This is a genomic window from Pseudonocardia xishanensis (assembly GCF_039541715.1).
Classification (GTDB): domain Bacteria; phylum Actinomycetota; class Actinomycetes; order Mycobacteriales; family Pseudonocardiaceae; genus Pseudonocardia; species Pseudonocardia xishanensis.
On record NZ_BAABGT010000021.1, the window covers coordinates 28,853 to 45,193 of the forward strand.

Genomic DNA, 16,341 nt, shown 5'->3' on the forward strand with positions numbered 1-16,341 from the left:
TGTCCGGTTCCTCCCTCTGGCACGATCGATCGAGTGTCCCTGGTCGAAGCGACGCTCGCGCGCATCCCGCAGCCGTATCGCGACATCGCCTTCCGGCACCGCGAGCTGCTGAAGTTCGCGATGGTCGGGGGGACCACCTGGGTCATCGACACCGTGGTCTTCCTGGTGCTCAAGAGCACGGTCCTGGCGGAGAAGCCGCTCACCGCGAAGATCCTCGCGGTGCTGGTCGCGACCATCGTGTCCTACGTGCTGAACCGCGAATGGTCCTTCCGCACCCGCGGCGGCCGCGAGCGCCACCACGAGGCACTGCTGTTCTTCCTGGTGAGCGGGGTCGGGGTGGCGGTGTACTCCGCGCCGCTCGCCGCGTCCCGCTACCTGTTCGACCTCCAGGTCCCGGCGGTGTCCCTGCTCACGCAGGAGGTCGCGGACTTCGTCAGCGGGCAGATCCTCGGCACGCTGGTGGGGATGGCGTTCCGCTGGTGGGCCTTCCGCAGGTTCGTCTTCCCGGACCAGAACGCGCGGCGCCAGGTGTCGGAGCCGTTGTAGTCAGCCGTTGTAGCCAGCCGATGCAGTCAGAGGCCCCGGAGGAACTCCAGCAGGGCCGCGTTCACCTCGTCCGGGCGCTGCTGCTGCACCCAGTGCCCCGCACCGTCGACGAGGATCTCGCCGCGCAGGTCGTCCAGGTAACGGGCCTGCCGGTCCGGCGGGTTCATCCGCAGCACCGGGTCCGCAGACCCCGCCAGGAACAGGCTCGGCATCGTGACGTGGGCGTCCGCGAGCGCCTCGGTCAGCTCCGAGTTCCGATCGAAGTTGCGGTACCAGTTCACGCCGCCGGTGAACCCGGTGCGCGCGAACTCGGCCGTGTAGTGGTCCAGCTCGGCCTGGGACAACCAGTCCGGCAGCGTCGCGGGCTGCGGCAGCCGCTCGGCGACGCCGCGCCCGTCCGCCGGGCCGATCAGCGCGGTCCCGTCCCCCGTCGTGAGGCCGCAGAGCATGCCGCGCATGGTGAGCGCGGGGTCCGCCGCCAGCTCGGCGTCCGCCACTCCGGGCCGCTGGAAGTGCAGGATGTAGAAGAACCGGTCGCCCAGCTTCTCGCGCCAGATCTCGGTCGGCGGGCGCTGCGAGCGGGGCGTGAACGGCACGCTCATCCCGCACACGGCGGCCACCCGCTCCGGGTGCAGCAGCGCCAGGTTCCACACCACCATCGCGCCCCAGTCGTGCCCGACGAACACCGCCCGCTCCTCGCCCAGCGAGTCGAGCAGGCCGACGAGGTCGCCGGTCAGCGCGAGGATGTCGTAGTCCTCGACGCGCTCCGGCCGCGACGAGCCGCCGTACCCGCGCATGTCCGGGGCGACGGCCCGGTACCCGGCGGCGGCCAGCGCGGGCAGCTGGTGGCGCCATGAGTAGGCCAGCTCGGGGAAGCCGTGGACCAGGACCACCGGCGGCCCCGAGCCCTCCTCGGTGACGCGCAGCGTGATCCCGTCGGCCGTCGCCACCATCCGCTCCATGCCCGCACTCTACTGAACGAACGTTTAGCCACCGGCTGCGCGGCGGGGGATCACCGGGTCGGCGGGAGAAGGTCACCTCGGGGTGGTCGCGGGCCGGGGCGTGGCGACGACGTCGTCCGCCCGGGCCGCGGGCAGGAAAAGGGTGAAGGTGGGTGGGCGGGCCCGGGAGAGCTCCAGCCGTCCGCCGTCCGCCTCGACCAGGGCCCTGGCCAGCGCGAGCCCCAGACCGGTCGAGGACTGCACGGAGACGCCGCGGTCGAAGACGTGCGGGACCAGCTCCTCGGGGATCCCCGGGCCGGTGTCGGTCACCTCCACGACGAGCGCGGTCGCGCCCTCGCGGGCCGAGATCGTCACGGTGCCGTCCCCGTGCTGGATCGCGTTGTCCACCAGCGCGCCCACCGCCTCCCGGATGCGGGCGGGCGTGACGCGGGCGAGCAGACCCTCCGGCACCCGGAGCTTCAGCCTGCGCCCGGCGGACTCGAGGGCGGGGCGCCACTCGTCCGCGACCTCGGCCAGGCCCTCCCGCAGGTCCATGGGCTCGGCGCCTGCGGCGCGGGCGGCGCGGGCGGCCTCGAGCAGCTCGTCGAGCACCTCGGAGAGCCGCTCGGTCTGCTCCAGCGCGGCGAGGGCCTCGCGGCGGGCGCCCGGGTCCGGGTGGGTGGAGAGCTCGTCCAGCCGCAGGATCAGCGCGGTGATCCGGCTGCGCAGCTGGTGCGAGACGTCCCCGACGAGTGCGCGCTCGCGCTGCACGAGATCGGCGAGCGCGGTCGCGGAGGTGTCGAGGACGTCCGACACCCGGTCCAGCTCGGGGATGCCGTGCCGGTGCGGGGCGCGGCGGAAGTCCCCGGCGCCGAGCCGGGCGGCCCGGTCGGCGACGTCCAGCAGGGGCTCGGCGAGCCGGCGCGCGGTGACCGTGGCGACCACCGCGCCGGTGCCCACCGACAGCACCACCAGCAGGATCACCACCACCGTGACCTGCACCTGCTGGGTGCGCATCACCGAGACCGGCTCGGACAGGGTGATCGTGCCGCCGGGGCCGAAGGGCAGCGACTCGGAGATCGTCTCCTCCGCGGGTGCCGCGCCGACGGTCTGTGCCGGGGAACCGGGGACGTCCACGACGAGCTGCCCGTCCGCGGGCACCGCGAGCGCGATCGCCGCCCGGTCGATCGGGGTGCCGGGGGGCTGGTCGTCCAGCCTGCCCGCGATCCGCTCCAGCTGCTGGATCAGCTCGGCGCGGGTGAAGTCGTCCACCAGCCGCCAGGTGGTGAAGGCGAGCGGGCCGCCGAGGACCAGCGCCGTGACCGTCACGACGAAGAGGGTGGAGAGCAGGATCCGGCGCCTCATGCGTGGTTGAAGCGGAATCCCACGCCGCGCACGGTGGCGATCCGCCGTTCCCCGCCGATCTTGCGACGCAGCCAGGACATGTGCATGTCCAGCGTCTTCGAGGTCTTCATGTCCGGGTCGTTCCAGACCTCGCGCAGGATCTCCTCGCGGGTCACGACCTGCCCGGCGCGCAGCAGGAGCACCCTCAGGAGCTCGAACTCCTTGTTGGCCAGGGCGATCTCCTCGCCGTCGACCAGGACGCGGCGGCCGGACAGCTCCATCCGCACGCCCCCGACCTCGACGGTCTCCGGGGTCAGCCTGCGCAGCAGCGCGCGGACCCTGGCGAGCAGCTCGGCGAGCCGGAAGGGCTTGCCGACGTAGTCGTCCGCGCCCGCGTCCAGTCCCACCACGAAGTCGACCTCGTCCGTCCGCGCGGTGAGCATCAGGACGGGGAGGTCGGGGAAGTCCGGCCGGAGCCTGCGGCAGACCTCCAGCCCGTCCATCCCGGGCAGGCCCAGGTCCAGCACGAGCAGGTCGACGTTCCCCTGCCGGACGACGTCGAGGGCGGCGGCGCCGTTCGAGGCGACGTCCACCTCGTAGCCCTCGCGCTGGAGGGCCCGGGAGAGCGGCTCCGCGATCGCGGTGTCGTCCTCCGCCAACAGGACGGTGGTCACGGGTGGAGAGTATGCCCACCCGGAGTGGCATGCTGGCGCGCCGTGAAGACTCCGCCGCCCGAACCGGACACCCGTGCCGATCTCTCCCTCGCCCTGGCACTGGCCGACCTGGCCGACGCGATCACCCTCCCCCGCTTCCGGGCGACGGACCTGAAGGTGACCCGCAAGCCGGACCGCACGCCGGTCACGGACGCGGACACCGCCGCCGAGGAGGCCCTGCGCGCCGCGCTGGCCGGGGAGCGGCCCACGGACGCGATCCTGGGCGAGGAGGGCGGCGGCGCCGTCGGCGCCGGACGGGGCTGGGTGATCGACCCGATCGACGGCACCAAGAACTTCTCCCGCGGCATGCCCGTGTGGGGCACGCTGATCGCGCTGTGCGTGGCCGGGCGCCCCACGGTGGGCGTGGTCAGCGCTCCGGCGCTGGGTCGGCGCTGGTGGGGGGCCGCGGGCCACGGCGCGTGGACCAGCGACCGACCGGGCGGTGAGGCCCGACGGATCACCGTGACCGGGGTGGCCGCGCTGGAGGACGCCTACGTCTCGACCACGAACCAGGAGACCTTCCGCGAGACCGGGACGCTGGACCGCTGGCTCGCCCTGTCGCAGGCCTGTTGGGAGACCCGCGCGTTCGGCGACTTCTGGCAGCACTGTCTCGTGGCGGAGGGCGTGCTCGACCTGGCCGTGGAGCCCGCGGCGAACCCGTGGGACCTCGCCGCGGTGCAGCCCATCCTGGAGGAGGCGGGCGGGCGGCTGACCGACCTGCGCGGGACGGTCGGCTTCGCGGGCGGCGACGGCCTGGCCTCGAACGGCCTCCTGCACGACCAGGCACTCGCCTTACTGGGCTAGTTTGCTCGGATGATCGCATTCGAGGACCTCACGCCCGGGCGCGTGTTCCAGTTCGGGTCGACGGTCGTCGACCACGACGAGATGATCGAGTTCGCGCGCCGGTTCGACCCGCAGCCCTTCCACCTCGACGAGGCCGCGGGCAAGGAGTCGATCTTCGGGCGGCTGGCGGCCTCCGGGTGGTTCACCGCGGGTCTGTGGATGCGGCTCTACGTCGACGGGCTACTCCTCGACTCGACCGCGCTCGGCTCTCCCGGCGGCGACGAGGTCGCCTGGCCGGCCCCGGTCTTCGCGAGCGACGAGCTGTTCGGCTCCCTGGAGGTCCTGGAGGCCCGGCGCTCCGCCTCGAAGCCGTGGATGGGGCTGATCACACTGCGCGCCTGGATGCGGCGCGGGACCGCGGACAGCGCGGACGTGGTCTACCGGGCTCGGTTCACCGGCATGTTCGGCTCACGGGAGGTCCCCCAGCGCTGACACGTCGACGGCAGGCAGGTCGGCGCCGTCCGGCGCGGATGGCGTCAGGCGCCCCCGGACAGGGCCTTGACCACCCGCGACGGCGAGGGGCGGCCGAGCTTGCCCGCCATCCACACCGAGGTCTCGACAAGAGCGTCCAGCCGGGCGCCGTGGCCGATCCCCAGCCCGTCGAGCATCCAGACGAGGTCCTCGGTGGCCAGGTTGCCGGTGGCGGACTTGGCGTAGGGGCAGCCGCCGAGGCCGCCGGTCGAGGCGTCCACGGTGGTCACCCCGCGGCGCAGCGCGGCGAGGGTGTTGGCCAGGGCCTGGCCGTAGGTGTCGTGGAAGTGCACGGCGATCCGGTCGATCGGGACCGAGCCCGCCACGCACGCGTCGATCACGGCCTCGGCGTGCCCGGGCGTACCGGTGCCGATGGTGTCCCCCAGCGACAGCTGCCCGCTGCCCATCTCGACCAGCCGTCGTCCGACGGCGGCGACCTGGGCGGGCTCGACGGCCCCCTCCCAGGGGTCCCCGAACGCCATCGACACGTAGGCCCGCACCCGCATGCCCTCCGCGAGCGCGCGCTTCACCGTGGGCTCGAACATCGCGAACTGCGAGTCCAGGGTGCGGTTGAGGTTCTTCTCCGCGAACGTCTCGGTGGCGCTGGCGAACACCGCGACGTGGTCCACGCCCGCCTCGATCGCCCGGTCCAGACCGCGCTCGTTCGGCACCAGGACGGGGTAGTCCACGCCCTGGCGCCGGTCCAGCATCCCCAGCAGCTCCGCGGCGTCGGCGAGCTGGGGCACCCACTTCGGGTGCACGAAACTGGTGGCCTCCAGCGTCATGAGCCCCGCGTCGGCCAGCCGGTTCAGGAACTCCGCCTTCACCTCGACCGGGACCACGGCCTGCTCGTTCTGCAGCCCGTCCCGCGCGCCGACCTCGTAGATCGTGACGTGCGCGGGCAGTCCCTCGGCGGGCACGGTCATGGGCAGTGCTGGAATCGGCTCAGTCATCGTCGGCGACCTCCTGGTAGAGCAGCGAATGGACCCGTTCGACGGCCGGGATGTCGGTGAACTCCAACGGTTCGTCCGACGCGGACTCGACGACGAGGGTGCCGCACCCCAGCATGCGCTCCAGGATCGTGTGCCGGAACTGCACCGTGTTGATCCGCGTCATCGGGATGTCCATGCCGCTGCGCGAGATCAGGCCCTCGCGGACCAGCACCCGCCGCGTCGTCACCACGAAGTGGGTGGTGCGCCAGCGGACGAACGGCAGCACGGTGAACCGGCCGACGAGCGCCACCGCGACCACCGCGAGGGCGACCCAGGCGATCCACGCCCAGGACTGCGCGGAGACCAGTGCGGCGAGGAACGCCGCGGCACCGACCGTGACCAGGAAGACCAGCACCGGCGCGATCAGCATCTTCCAGTGCGGGTGGGTGTGCAGGACGATCCGCTCGCCCTCGACCAGCAGCTCGTCCGGGTAGGCCATGCGGGCGAGCCTAGAGACGCCCTAGGGCTGGGCGGGCCTCAGGTGGACGATGTCCCCCGCCGCGATCGGGCGGCGGGTGCCGTCCGGCTCCAGCACGAGCAGGTGGCCGCTGCGGTCGACGTCCTCCGCGATCCCGACGATGGCGCTGCCGCCCGGCATCTCCACCCGCACCTCGGAGCCGAGGGACAGGCAGGCGGCGCGGTAGTCGCCGCGCAGCCCGGACTCGTCCGCGTCCCCGCCCTCGGCGCGCCAGGCGGCCTGGCGCTCGCCGAGGTTGCGCAGCAGCGTGACCAGCAGCTCGGTCCGGTCGACGGCGGCGCCCTGGTCGGCCAGCGACGTGCCGGTCTCCGGGGCGGAGGCGACGTTGATCCCCAGCCCGAGCACCACGCCGGGTCCGCCGCCGGACACCGCGGTCATCTCGGCGAGGATGCCCGCGCCCTTACGGCCGGCGAGCAGCAGGTCGTTGGGCCACTTGAGGCCGGCGGGGACCTCCGGGGCGAGCTCGCGGACCGCGTCGAACAGCGCGACGCCGGCGAGCATCGGGATCCACCCCAGCTTCTCCGCCGGGATGCCCTCCGGGCGCCACAGCACGCTGACCGCGATGCCGGAGCCGCGCGGGGACTCCCAGCTGCGGTCCAACCGCCCGCGACCGGCTCGCTGGTGCTCGGTGACCAGCACGGACCCGTCCGGCGCGCCCGCGGCGGCCGCGGCGACGAGATCGGCGTTGGTGGACCCGGTCTCGTCCACGACGTCGATGCGGGTCCAGCGGCCTGCGGGGCCCAGAAGGCGGTGTCGCAGGTCGTGGACGTCGAACGGGGCAGGCGAACTCACGATCGGACGATATTCAGCGAAGGGTGACCTTCCACCCGGACGCGGAGGTGAAGGCGCCCGACGGTGCCCGGGACGCGACCGGTGCGCCGGACACTGCGCCGAACGAACGACGGACGGTCGGCCGACGAACGACTGTGACGTAACGCAGACCGCGTCACACGGTGGTTACCCTCGGGTTAGAGTCCGCTCCCATGAGCGCTGCAACGGAGCCGATGGGGGACCCGTCGAACGCCCCGGACGTCGAGCCGGACGTGCACACGACCGCGGGCAAGCTGGCCGATCTCTACCGTCGCTTCGAGGAGGCACTCCCCTCGGAGGCCGCCGCCGAGCGCCAACACGCGAAGGGTCGCCGGACCGCGCGCGAGCGGATCGACATGCTGCTGGACCCTGGCTCCTTCGTCGAGCTGGACGCGCTGGTCCGGCACCGGTCGACCAACTTCGGGATGGACGCCAAGCGCCCCTTCGGGGACGGCGTCGTCACCGGCACGGGCACGGTGGACGGTCGCCCGGTCGCCGTGTTCTCCCAGGACGCCACGGTGTTCGGCGGGTCGCTCGGCGAGGTCTACGGCGAGAAGATCGTCAAGGTCATGGACGTGGCCGCCAAGATCGGCTGCCCCGTCGTCGGGATCAACGACGGCGGCGGCGCGCGGATCCAGGAGGGCGTCGTCGCGCTGGGTCTCTACGGCGAGATCTTCGTGCGCAACGTCCGCGCCTCCGGCGTGGTCCCGCAGATCTCGCTGATCATGGGCCCGTCCGCCGGTGGCGCCGTGTACTCCCCCGCGCTGACCGACTTCACCGTGATGGTGGACGAGACCAGCCACATGTTCATCACCGGGCCGGATGTGATCAAGACGGTCACCGGCGAGGAGGTGGACATGGAGGAGCTCGGCGGCGGCCGGGCCCACAACTCCAAGTCCGGCGTGGCGCACTACCTCGGCTCGGACGAGCAGGACGCGATCGACTACGTGAAGGAGCTGCTCTCCTTCCTCCCGTCGAACAACCTGTCCGAGCCGCCGCTCTACCCGGCGCCGGAGCCCACCGCCGGATCCATCGAGGACGGCATCACCGACACCGACCGCGAGCTGGACACGCTCATCCCGGACTCGGTGAACACCCCCTACGACATCCGCGAGGTCATCACCCGCGTCGTCGACGAGGGCGAGTTCCTCGAGGTCCAGGAGCTGTGGGCGGCCAACATGGTCACCGGGTACGCCCGGGTCGAGGGCCGCTCGGTCGGCATCGTGGCCAACCAGCCCACCCAGCTCGCGGGCTGCCTGGACATCGACGCCTCCGAGAAGGCCGCCCGGTTCGTCCGGACGTGCGATGCCTTCAACATCCCGATCCTCACCTTCGTCGACGTCCCGGGCTTCCTGCCGGGCACCGACCAGGAGTGGAACGGCATCATCCGCCGCGGCGCCAAGCTGATCTACGCCTACGCCGAAGCCACCGTCCCGAAGGTCACCGTGATCACCCGCAAGGCCTACGGCGGCGCGTACGACGTCATGGGGTCCAAGCACCTCGGCGCGGACGTCAACATCGCCTGGCCGACCGCCCAGATCGCCGTCACCGGCGCGCAGGGCGCGGTGAACATCCTGTACCGCAAGGAGCTCAACGGCCTGGAGGGTGACGAGCTCGCCGCCAAGCGCGCGGAGCTGCAGCAGGACTACGAGGACACCCTCTGCAACCCCTACATCGCCGCGGACCGCGGGTACATCGACGCGGTCGTGCCGCCGTCGCACACCCGCGGGTACGTCGGGCGGTCGCTGCGGATGCTCGCCACGAAGCAGGAGCAGGGCCCGGCGCGCAAGCACGGGAACATCCCGCTGTGACCGCTCCGGAGGACCGGACCCCCGAGGAGCGCCGCGCGCTGTTCCGGGTGGTCTCGGGTGATCCCACGCCCGAGGAGCTCGCCGCGCTCACCGTGGTGTTGGCCGCCGCGGCGAGTGGGGGCGAGGACCCCGCCCCGCAGCCCCGCAGCCTCTGGGGCCACCCGGCCGCGGGCATCCGCAAGCCCCTGCAGGTGGGCCCGGGTGCCTGGCGCGCCCACGCCCTCCCCCGCTAGCCCGCCGCCACTCGGGCGGCCCGAGCGGTCGGCGCCCGCCCGGTGACACGTGGGCGGCCCGAGTGCCGTTCAGTGACTCTCGGGCCACCCAGGTGTCCGGGGCGGGAGCGGACGACTACAGACCCGCGTCGGGGATCCCGGCGCGTCAGCCCGCGACGGCAGTGCGCGACAGCGCGTGCTCGACCAGCGCCACCAGCGACCTCAGGCTCGAGCCTGCCTCGCGGGCATCCATCCAGACCACCGGGGTCTCCGGGTTGATCGCCAGCGCGTCCCGGACGTCGTCCTCGCTGTGGGCCTCGGACCCCGGGAAGCGGTTGACCCCGATGACGTACGGGATCCGCCGGTCCTCGAAGTAGTCGATCGCCGGGAAGCACTCGTCCACCCGGCGCAGGTCGACCAGCACCACCGCGCCCACGGAGCCGCGGGCCAGCTCGTCCCACATGAACCAGAAGCGGGACTGCCCGGGCGTGCCGAACAGGTAGAGGATCAGCGAGTCGTCGACCGTGATGCGGCCGAAGTCCATCGCCACCGTCGTGGTGACCTTGTCCGGCACCGCGGACGTCTCGTCCACGCCGATCGACGCGGAGGTCATCGCCTGCTCGGTGAGCAGCGGCGGGATCTCCGACAGCGACCGCACGAAGGTCGTCTTGCCGACCCCGAAGCCACCGGCCACGAGGATCTTGAGCGGGTAGAGCTCACCCCGATCGCGCACGGAGTCCCTCCAACAGTCGTTCCAGGATCTCGGGGCCGGGCGTGCCGTCGCCGCCGACCTGCGGCAGGTGGACGGCCACGTACCCGGCGTCCGCCAGGTCGCCGACCAGCACCCGGGCGACGCCGACCGGCACCTGCAGGTGGGCACCGACCTCCACCAGCGACACCGGGGCCGCGGCGAGGCCGAGGATCGTGCGGTACTCCAGCTGCAGGTCGGCGGCGTGTCGGCCCGAGTGGGTGACCGTGATCAGCGCCTCGACCGGCAGCTCCTTGCCCGCCGACCGCGTGCGGCCCCCGGTGACGGCGTAGACCGGGACCACCCGGCCCGCCGCCCGTCTCGGTGTGGGGACCTCCCCATCGGACGGCATGGCGCTACCGTCCGGCCGGGGTGCGCGGTGCCGGGGTCAGGGCGTGCCCGACCCGCGAGGCCAGCAGCGTCATCTCGTAGCCGATCATGCCGATGTCGCAGGCCCGCTCCGCGTGCACGGCGAGCGTGGCGCCGCGGCTGACCGCGGTGACGAACAGGTAGCCGCCCTCCATCTCGAGGATGGTCTGGCTGACCGCACCGGAGCCCAGCAGCTGCGCGGTGCCGTTGGCCAGGCTGACCAGCCCGGACGCCGCCGCGGACAGCTGGTCGCCCAGGGCCTCGCCGACACCGGGGGACGCGGCGAGGCGGAGACCGTCGCCGGAGACGACGACGGCGTTCCTCACACCCGGCACGTCCCGGGTGAACTCCACCAGCAGCCAGTCCAGCCGGCCGGTCGACGTGCTCACGGGGTTGTCCTCTCGTCGGAGTGCGATTCCTGCTGCTCGGCGACCGCCTGGGCGGCCTGCCTGCTGGCCTGGTACCGGGACAGCGCCTGCGCGGCGTCCGTGCTCGGTCCGACCGGACGGGCCGGGGCGGCCTTCGCCACCGCCGCGGCCTTCAGCTCGGGTGCCAGCGACGCCTGTGGGACGCGGCGGCGCAGCCCGCTGGAGCCGGTCGCGGGCTCACCCGCGGCGGCGCGGGGGGCCGGGATGGGGAGGCGGTCCTCGTCCGGCTCGCCCGCCTGGGCGGGGACGGTGTCCGCCGGGGCACCGCCGAGCGCGTCCGGCCCGGAGCGGGAGCCACCGTCGAGGTCGGAGCCACGGGACCCGTGGTCCTCTCCGTCCCGCCCGCCCGACGGCGAGGGCTCGCCACGGGTGTCGAGCGTCGGACGGTTCGGGACCTCGACGGGCGACGCGTAGCCGTTCGCGCCGCCGGGAACGCTGTGCCCGTTGCCGTCCCCGAAGCCGCGCGGGCTGGCACCCGGGCCGCCGTTCGCGAGCTGCCCAGGGGTGGTGCCGTTCGCGCCGTGACCGGTGGAGCCGTACCCGTTGGTGCCGTTCGCGCCGTACCCGTTGGCGCCGTCGGAGCCGTACCCGTTGGCGCCGTGCACACCGTGTCCGTTGGACCCGTTGGACCCGTTGGACCCGTTGGACCCGTTGGACCCGTGTCCGTTGCCGGGGGCGCCGTGGGCCCACTCCGCCCCGACCCGACCGGCGGCCAGGTCCGCGGGAGCGGGGTCCCACCAGCCCGTCCAGGAACCACCCTGGCGGCCGCCCATCATGCCGACCGGCATCTCGGTGCTCGGGTGGGCCGGGCGAGGGGTGGGCCGGGCGTTCGGCGACGGCCGCGAGCTCGGCGGGGGCAGCGGGGTCGGTGGGGTCGGCGGGGTCCAAGCCGGTGCGACTGCGGCGATGCCGGGCAGCGGCGGGCGCTCCGCCACCGCGGTGCCGACCGGGGACTGCCCGTGCTCGGCCGGGGTCATCTCGTGCACGGCGGTGGCGCGCCGGGTCTGCTCCGGGCCGGTGCCGATGCCCGCGTGCGGGCCCGCCTGCGGGTCGGCGACGAACAGCTCGGCGGGCAGGATCACCACGGCGGTGAGGCCGGAACCGGGCGTCGTCGACAGGGAGACCTCGATGCGGTGCCGCGAGGCCAGCCGCGCGACGACGTGGAAGCCGAGCCGCTGCGAGACCGACAGGTCGACCTCCCGCGGGCGGATGAGCATCTCGTTCGCCGCCGCGAGCTCGTCGGCGGGCATCCCGACGCCCCAGTCCTCCACCGTGAGCACCTGGCCGCCGACGTCCGCGCGGTGCGGCCGGGACCGGATGGTCACCGACGTGTCCGGCGGGGAGAACCGGACGGCGTTCTCGGTCAGCTCGGCGAGCAGGTGGGTCAGGTCCGCGACGCTGTGCCCCGCGACGGCCACCCGGTCGTCCACGGAGAACTCGACGCGGTCCAGGTCCTCGGTCTCGGCGATCGCGGCGCGCACGACGTCTCGCATGGACACCGGGGCGGACCACACGCGGGGCGGCTGCTCACCGGAGAGCACGAGCAGGCTCTCGGCGTTGCGCCGGACGCGGGTGGCGAGGTGGTCCAGCTTGAACAGCTCGGCGAGCTGGTCGGGGTCCTGCTCCTTCTCCTCGAGCTGGTTGATGATGTCCAGCTGCCGGTAGAGCATCGACTGGTTGCGGCGGGCGAGGTTGACCAGCATGTCCGAGGTGAACTGCTTGCGGCCGATCTCGGCGTCCGCGCGCACCAGCTCACGGCCGAGCTCGTGCTTCTCGCTCTGCTCGTCCTCCGTGATCCGCCAGAAGATGACCAGGCCGACGCAGGCGAGCAGCACGCCGAACGCGTGGATGCCCGCCCAGAGCACGGGGTTCTGCTGCGCAGCGGGGTGGTTGAAGATCAACGTCGGGAAGAAGATCGTGCCGACGGCGTGCGAGACGCCGGTGAACAGCACGTTCCACAGGAACGGCACCCAGTCCTGGTAGAGCGCGATGAACCCGATGATGATGAAGAAGTGGAAGTGCGCCTCGATCGTGCCGCCCGTGATCGCCACCAGGGTGATCGAGCACCACACCAGGCCCGCCGTGATCAGTGTGGCGGCGGTCCGCTTGTGCGTGGCGAAGTGCCCCGCGACCAGCGCCGCGACCACCGGCGCGATGCCCGCGCCCAGCAGCAGCCCCGCCGGGTTGCCCAGCCCCAGCCCCAGTGCGAGCACCAGCGGGATGTGGATCGCCAACACCACCTGCAGCAGCCGGTGCCGCCTGTGCCACGACGCGTCGTCGAGCGTGTTGCCGCGCGGCAGCCACTCCAGCAGCCTGGTCATCTCCTCGGCCACCCACCCTTCTTCTCCACCGGTCGTGCGCCGTCACCCCGTGCCCCCACCCGCGGCGGGAGGTCCTCCGACCGGATCGGGACCCGGCGGAACAGGACGCATCGTCGGCGGAAGGTACACGGAGGGTGTTGCGGGGGTGACACGTTCGGGTGAGAGGGCCATCGCTGAGCGTCCGCCACGGGCCGATCGGCGCCGCCGCGTGACCTTTCGGCCGATTCGTGGAGTAGTGCGACACGCCCGTCCGGCGGACCGCAGCCCGCATCCGGCGGGCGTTGCGACCGCTGGGCTCAATCTGCGGGCCACTCACCGCCCAAGCGGTTCGAAGACCGAGAGAAACGTTCTGCAGGGTCGTTGGACCCTCTTCCTGAGAGTCACCGGACGCCGCCGTTGCGCCCTTCGGCCGCGCGACCCTCAGTGATCATCCGCCGGGCCCGACCGCTCGGTTCGTCCCTCCGGAGCAGCCATTGGGCCACTTGTCGTCACCGCTCGGCGACTCACAGTCCTCAGATTTCGATGTCCCGCTCACCGCTCGACGAGCCCTGACATCGCCCTGACCTGCGACGACACTCGGCGCCCCGCGACAGGTACCCCCGACCGGCAGTGATCCTCTGCGCTGATCGGCTCAGCGGACAACGCCCACCGTCGAGGTAGCGTCCCACGCGTTCCACGTGCGGCCCGGGGGGCGACCCGAGCACGGTCGTGGAGACCCGGGCTCGACGTCGTGCCCGTTCGGCAGTGCTCCCTCGCTGATCGACACCCGGAGAAGTGCGTGAGAATCCTGTTGCTCTGTTCGTCCTACAACGGGCTGACCCAACGCGTCTGGACGGAGTTGCGCGAGGACGGCCACCACGTGGACGTCCGGCTTTCGCACGACGAGGCGGCGATCCGCCGAGCGGTGGCCGCCACCGGACCCGAGCTGGTCCTGTGTCCCTTCCTGAAGGACCGGGTGCCCGAGGACGTCTGGCGGGCCCACCGCGTCGTCGTGCTGCACCCCGGCCCGCTCGGGGACCGCGGGCCGTCGTCCATCGACTGGGCGATCACGGACGCGGAGCCGGTGTGGGGCGTGACCGCGCTGCAGGCCGTCGAGGAGATGGACGCGGGCCCGATCTGGGGCCATCGCACCTTCCCGATGCCGAGCGAGCCGCCGCGCAAGTCCGCCGTCTACAACGGACCGGTGGCGGACGCGGCGCTCGAGCTGGCCCGCGAGGTCGTCGCCAAGGCGCAGGACCCGGCGTTCGTCCCCCCGCCGGTGGAGACCTTCGGCGATGCCGTGATCGGCACGCTGCGGCCCACGATGAAGCAGTCCGACCGCACGTTCACCTGGGAGGACCCCACCGACCACGTGCTGCGCCGGATCCGCGCGGGAGACGGCGCGCCCGGTGTCCGCTCGCGGATCGCGGGTCTGGACCTCTCGGTGTTCGACGCCCACCGCGGCTCGGCCACCCCCGGCGAGCCCGGCTCGATCGCCCTGCGCAGGCACGGTGCCGTGCTGGTCCGCACCGGGGACGGCGCGGTCTGGGTCGGACACGCGCGCGTCCCGAAGGGGATCAAGCTCCCGGCGACCTCGGTGCTGGCCGGGCGGCTGGACGACGTGCCGGAGTCGCTGGAGCGGCCCACCGGCCCGTCGGACGGGTACCGCGAGATCAGCTACCGCCGGGTCGGTCCGGACGGGTGCGTCGGCGTGGTGCGTGCGGACCTCTACAACGGCGCGATGTCGGCGAGCCAGGGCCACCGGGTCGCCGCGGCCCTGCGGCACGCCGCCGCCCAGGACACCAGGGTGCTGGTCTTCGAGGCGGGCGAGGTGTTCTCCAACGGGATCCACCTCAACGTGGCCGAGGCCCGGCCGAACCCGACCGTCGAGAGCTGGCGGAACATCAACGCGATCAACGACGTCTGCCGCGAGCTGCTGACCTGCACCTCGCAGCTGGTGGTCGCCGCGGTCGGCGGACCCGCGGGCGCGGGCGGGGTCATGCTCGCCCTCGGCGCGGACACCGTGCTGCTCCGCGAGGGCGCGGTACTCAACCCGCACTACCGGAACATGGGGCTGACCGGCTCGGAGTACTGGACCTACGCGCTGCCGCGGCGGGTCGGCCTGGCGGACGCCCTGCGGTTCACCTCGGACTGCCTGCCGGTGGGGCACGCCGAGGCGCTGCGGACGGGCCTGGTGGACGAGGTCGTGGCGGGCGACCGCGCGGCGTTCGACGAGGCCGTCGTCGAGCGGGCGGTCCGGCTCGCGGGCTCGGACTCCTACGCCGCCGCGCTGGCCGCCAAGCAGGCCGCCCGCGAGGCGGACGAGCTGCGCCGACCGTTGGAGACCTACCGGGTCCAGGAGCTCGCCGAGATGAGCCGGGACATGTTCGACGACCGGTACTCCTACGCCGCGCTGCGGCACGACTTCGTGGCCAAGGCCAAGGACACCTCGTTCGACGACCCGACCGTCGCCCGGACCGTCCGCGAGGCGGAGCCGGAGCCCGCCGTCGCGGGACTGGCAGGCTGACTCCACCCGGGTGGGGTCCGCCCCACCCGGGTTCGGTCCCGCGAGGATCGGGACGGTTCGGCGGCCCGGTGGCTCGCCCGGGTGACCGACACGCCGTCGCGCTACGTCCTCGACGACGGGGAGTCCGTGCCGACTTCGTAGGCTCGTCCGGTGCACCTGGTCCTCGCCTCCGCCTCCCCCGCCCGGTTGTCCGTCCTGCGTGCCGCCGGCCTCGATCCCGCGGTCCGGGTGTCCGACGTGGACGAGGACGCGCTGCTCGCCGCGATGCCCTCCGCGTCCGCGGCCGAGAAGGTGACGGCGCTGGCGGGCGCCAAGGCGACCACCGTCGCCCGCACCCTGGACGAGGCGCTGGTGATCGGCTGCGACTCCATGCTCCACATCGACGGCGAGCTGGTGGGCAAGCCGTCCAGCGCGGACGTCGCCCGCTCGCGCTGGAAGGCGATGGCGGGCCGCACCGGGGAGCTGGTGACCGGGCACGCGGTGCTCGAGGTCGTCGAGGGCGGGATCGAGCGGGTGGCCGAGGGGCACGCCGTCACGACCGTGCGGTTCGGGACACCCACGGACGCCGAGATCGACGCCTACCTGGCGACCGGCGAGCCGCTGGCGGTCGCCGGGGCGTTCACGCTCGACGGGCTGGGGGGCTGGTTCGTCGACGGGATCGACGGGGACCCGTCCAACGTCATCGGGATCAGCCTGCCGCTCGTGCGGCGGCTGCTGGGGTCGCTGGGGATCTCCCCGGTGGACCTGTGGACAACCGCCCGTTCCTGACCGGTCGGAGCGGCGACGGGTCGCTGCGCGGGACTATCGT

Annotated in this window: 17 protein-coding genes; 7 read left to right on the forward strand and 10 right to left on the reverse strand. The window is 73.1% G+C overall.

The window, feature by feature from the left end:
* Positions 1-33 precede the first annotated feature (33 nt).
* Positions 34-546: a GtrA family protein gene (locus ABD993_RS06475; RefSeq protein WP_345413698.1), complete on the forward strand. Its 513-nt coding sequence runs from the start codon at positions 34-36 to the stop codon at positions 544-546.
* Positions 547-572: 26 nt separating this feature from the next.
* Here ABD993_RS06475 and ABD993_RS06480 read toward each other — a convergent pair whose 3' ends face one another.
* The 3 genes from ABD993_RS06480 to ABD993_RS06490 all read right to left on the reverse strand — a co-directional run bounded on the left by ABD993_RS06480 (position 573) and on the right by ABD993_RS06490 (position 3,505).
* Positions 573-1,508 carry an alpha/beta fold hydrolase gene (locus ABD993_RS06480; protein WP_345413700.1) on the reverse strand — a complete coding sequence of 312 codons (936 nt, stop codon included), beginning with the start codon at positions 1,506-1,508 and terminating at the stop codon, positions 573-575.
* Between the two features lie 72 nt (positions 1,509-1,580).
* Positions 1,581-2,852, reverse strand: a complete 1,272-nt coding sequence (locus ABD993_RS06485) for an ATP-binding protein (RefSeq protein ID WP_345413702.1) — start codon at positions 2,850-2,852, stop codon at positions 1,581-1,583.
* Positions 2,849-3,505, reverse strand: coding sequence for a response regulator transcription factor (locus ABD993_RS06490; RefSeq protein ID WP_345413704.1), 657 nt, complete (start codon positions 3,503-3,505; stop codon positions 2,849-2,851). The genes ABD993_RS06485 and ABD993_RS06490 overlap by 4 nt, the downstream gene beginning before the upstream one ends.
* A gap of 42 nt (positions 3,506-3,547) precedes the next feature.
* On the opposite strand from ABD993_RS06490, the gene hisN reads away from it, so the two are divergent.
* Together hisN and ABD993_RS06500 are read left to right on the forward strand one after the other, a co-directional pair.
* The gene (gene hisN, locus ABD993_RS06495; RefSeq protein ID WP_345413706.1) at positions 3,548-4,348 is read left to right on the forward strand and encodes a histidinol-phosphatase; all 801 of its coding nucleotides are present in this window, start codon (positions 3,548-3,550) and stop codon (positions 4,346-4,348) included.
* 9 nt (positions 4,349-4,357) lie between these two features.
* Positions 4,358-4,819, forward strand: coding sequence for a MaoC family dehydratase (locus tag ABD993_RS06500; protein ID WP_345413707.1), 462 nt, complete (start codon positions 4,358-4,360; stop codon positions 4,817-4,819).
* Between the two features lie 44 nt (positions 4,820-4,863).
* On the opposite strand, the gene ABD993_RS06505 is transcribed toward ABD993_RS06500, so the two are convergent.
* The 3 genes from ABD993_RS06505 to ABD993_RS06515 are packed head-to-tail and all read right to left on the reverse strand — an operon-like array spanning position 4,864 to position 7,120.
* Positions 4,864-5,811 (reverse strand): hydroxymethylglutaryl-CoA lyase, encoded by a 948-nt coding sequence (locus tag ABD993_RS06505; protein ID WP_345413709.1) that lies wholly within the window; start codon positions 5,809-5,811, stop codon positions 4,864-4,866.
* The gene (locus ABD993_RS06510) at positions 5,804-6,289 is read right to left on the reverse strand and encodes a PH domain-containing protein (RefSeq protein ID WP_345413711.1); all 486 of its coding nucleotides are present in this window, start codon (positions 6,287-6,289) and stop codon (positions 5,804-5,806) included. The genes ABD993_RS06505 and ABD993_RS06510 overlap by 8 nt, the downstream gene beginning before the upstream one ends.
* A gap of 21 nt (positions 6,290-6,310) precedes the next feature.
* Positions 6,311-7,120, reverse strand: coding sequence for a biotin--[acetyl-CoA-carboxylase] ligase (locus ABD993_RS06515; RefSeq protein ID WP_345413713.1), 810 nt, complete (start codon positions 7,118-7,120; stop codon positions 6,311-6,313).
* Between the two features lie 191 nt (positions 7,121-7,311).
* Here ABD993_RS06515 and ABD993_RS06520 point away from each other — a divergent pair, with 191 nt between their 5' ends.
* The gene (locus tag ABD993_RS06520; protein ID WP_345413715.1) at positions 7,312-8,949 is read left to right on the forward strand and encodes an acyl-CoA carboxylase subunit beta; all 1,638 of its coding nucleotides are present in this window, start codon (positions 7,312-7,314) and stop codon (positions 8,947-8,949) included.
* Positions 8,946-9,182 (forward strand): acyl-CoA carboxylase subunit epsilon, encoded by a 237-nt coding sequence (locus ABD993_RS06525; RefSeq protein ID WP_345413717.1) that lies wholly within the window; start codon positions 8,946-8,948, stop codon positions 9,180-9,182. The genes ABD993_RS06520 and ABD993_RS06525 overlap by 4 nt, the downstream gene beginning before the upstream one ends.
* Before the next feature lie 145 nt (positions 9,183-9,327).
* On the opposite strand, the gene ABD993_RS06530 is transcribed toward ABD993_RS06525, so the two are convergent.
* The 4 genes from ABD993_RS06530 to ABD993_RS06545 are packed head-to-tail and all read right to left on the reverse strand — an operon-like array spanning position 9,328 to position 13,039.
* Entirely contained in the window at positions 9,328-9,894 is a 567-nt protein-coding gene (locus ABD993_RS06530; RefSeq protein ID WP_345413719.1) for a GTP-binding protein, read from the reverse strand.
* Entirely contained in the window at positions 9,878-10,261 is a 384-nt protein-coding gene (locus tag ABD993_RS06535) for a DUF742 domain-containing protein (protein WP_345413721.1), read from the reverse strand. Before ABD993_RS06535 ends, ABD993_RS06530 begins: the two co-directional genes overlap by 17 nt.
* A gap of 4 nt (positions 10,262-10,265) precedes the next feature.
* Entirely contained in the window at positions 10,266-10,667 is a 402-nt protein-coding gene (locus tag ABD993_RS06540; RefSeq protein WP_181784479.1) for a roadblock/LC7 domain-containing protein, read from the reverse strand.
* A complete protein-coding gene (locus ABD993_RS06545; RefSeq protein ID WP_345413725.1) occupies positions 10,664-13,039 on the reverse strand; it encodes an ATP-binding protein in 2,376 nt (791 codons plus the stop codon). The genes ABD993_RS06540 and ABD993_RS06545 overlap by 4 nt, the downstream gene beginning before the upstream one ends.
* A 766-nt stretch (positions 13,040-13,805) precedes the next feature.
* On the opposite strand from ABD993_RS06545, the gene ABD993_RS06550 reads away from it, so the two are divergent.
* Complete coding sequence (locus ABD993_RS06550) at positions 13,806-15,533, forward strand: hydrogenase maturation protein (RefSeq protein ID WP_345413727.1); 1,728 nt, start codon at positions 13,806-13,808, stop codon at positions 15,531-15,533.
* A gap of 150 nt (positions 15,534-15,683) precedes the next feature.
* A complete protein-coding gene (locus tag ABD993_RS06555) occupies positions 15,684-16,301 on the forward strand; it encodes a Maf family protein (protein WP_345413729.1) in 618 nt (205 codons plus the stop codon).
* The last annotated feature ends 40 nt before the right edge of the window (positions 16,302-16,341 follow it).

Excerpts from the sequence above, each read along its gene's own strand:
- ABD993_RS06500 (WP_345413707.1), top strand. The coding sequence starts at position 4,358 with ATGATCGCATTCGAGGACCTCACGCCCGGGCGCGTGTTCCAGTTCGGG.
- ABD993_RS06480 (WP_345413700.1), bottom strand. The coding sequence starts at position 1,508 with ATGGAGCGGATGGTGGCGACGGCCGACGGGATCACGCTGCGCGTCACC.
- ABD993_RS06505 (WP_345413709.1), bottom strand. The coding sequence starts at position 5,811 with ATGACTGAGCCGATTCCAGCACTGCCCATGACCGTGCCCGCCGAGGGA.
- ABD993_RS06485 (WP_345413702.1), bottom strand. The coding sequence starts at position 2,852 with ATGAGGCGCCGGATCCTGCTCTCCACCCTCTTCGTCGTGACGGTCACG.
- ABD993_RS06535 (WP_345413721.1), bottom strand. The coding sequence starts at position 10,261 with ATGCCGTCCGATGGGGAGGTCCCCACACCGAGACGGGCGGCGGGCCGG.
- ABD993_RS06510 (WP_345413711.1), bottom strand. The coding sequence starts at position 6,289 with ATGGCCTACCCGGACGAGCTGCTGGTCGAGGGCGAGCGGATCGTCCTG.
- ABD993_RS06520 (WP_345413715.1), top strand. The coding sequence starts at position 7,312 with ATGAGCGCTGCAACGGAGCCGATGGGGGACCCGTCGAACGCCCCGGAC.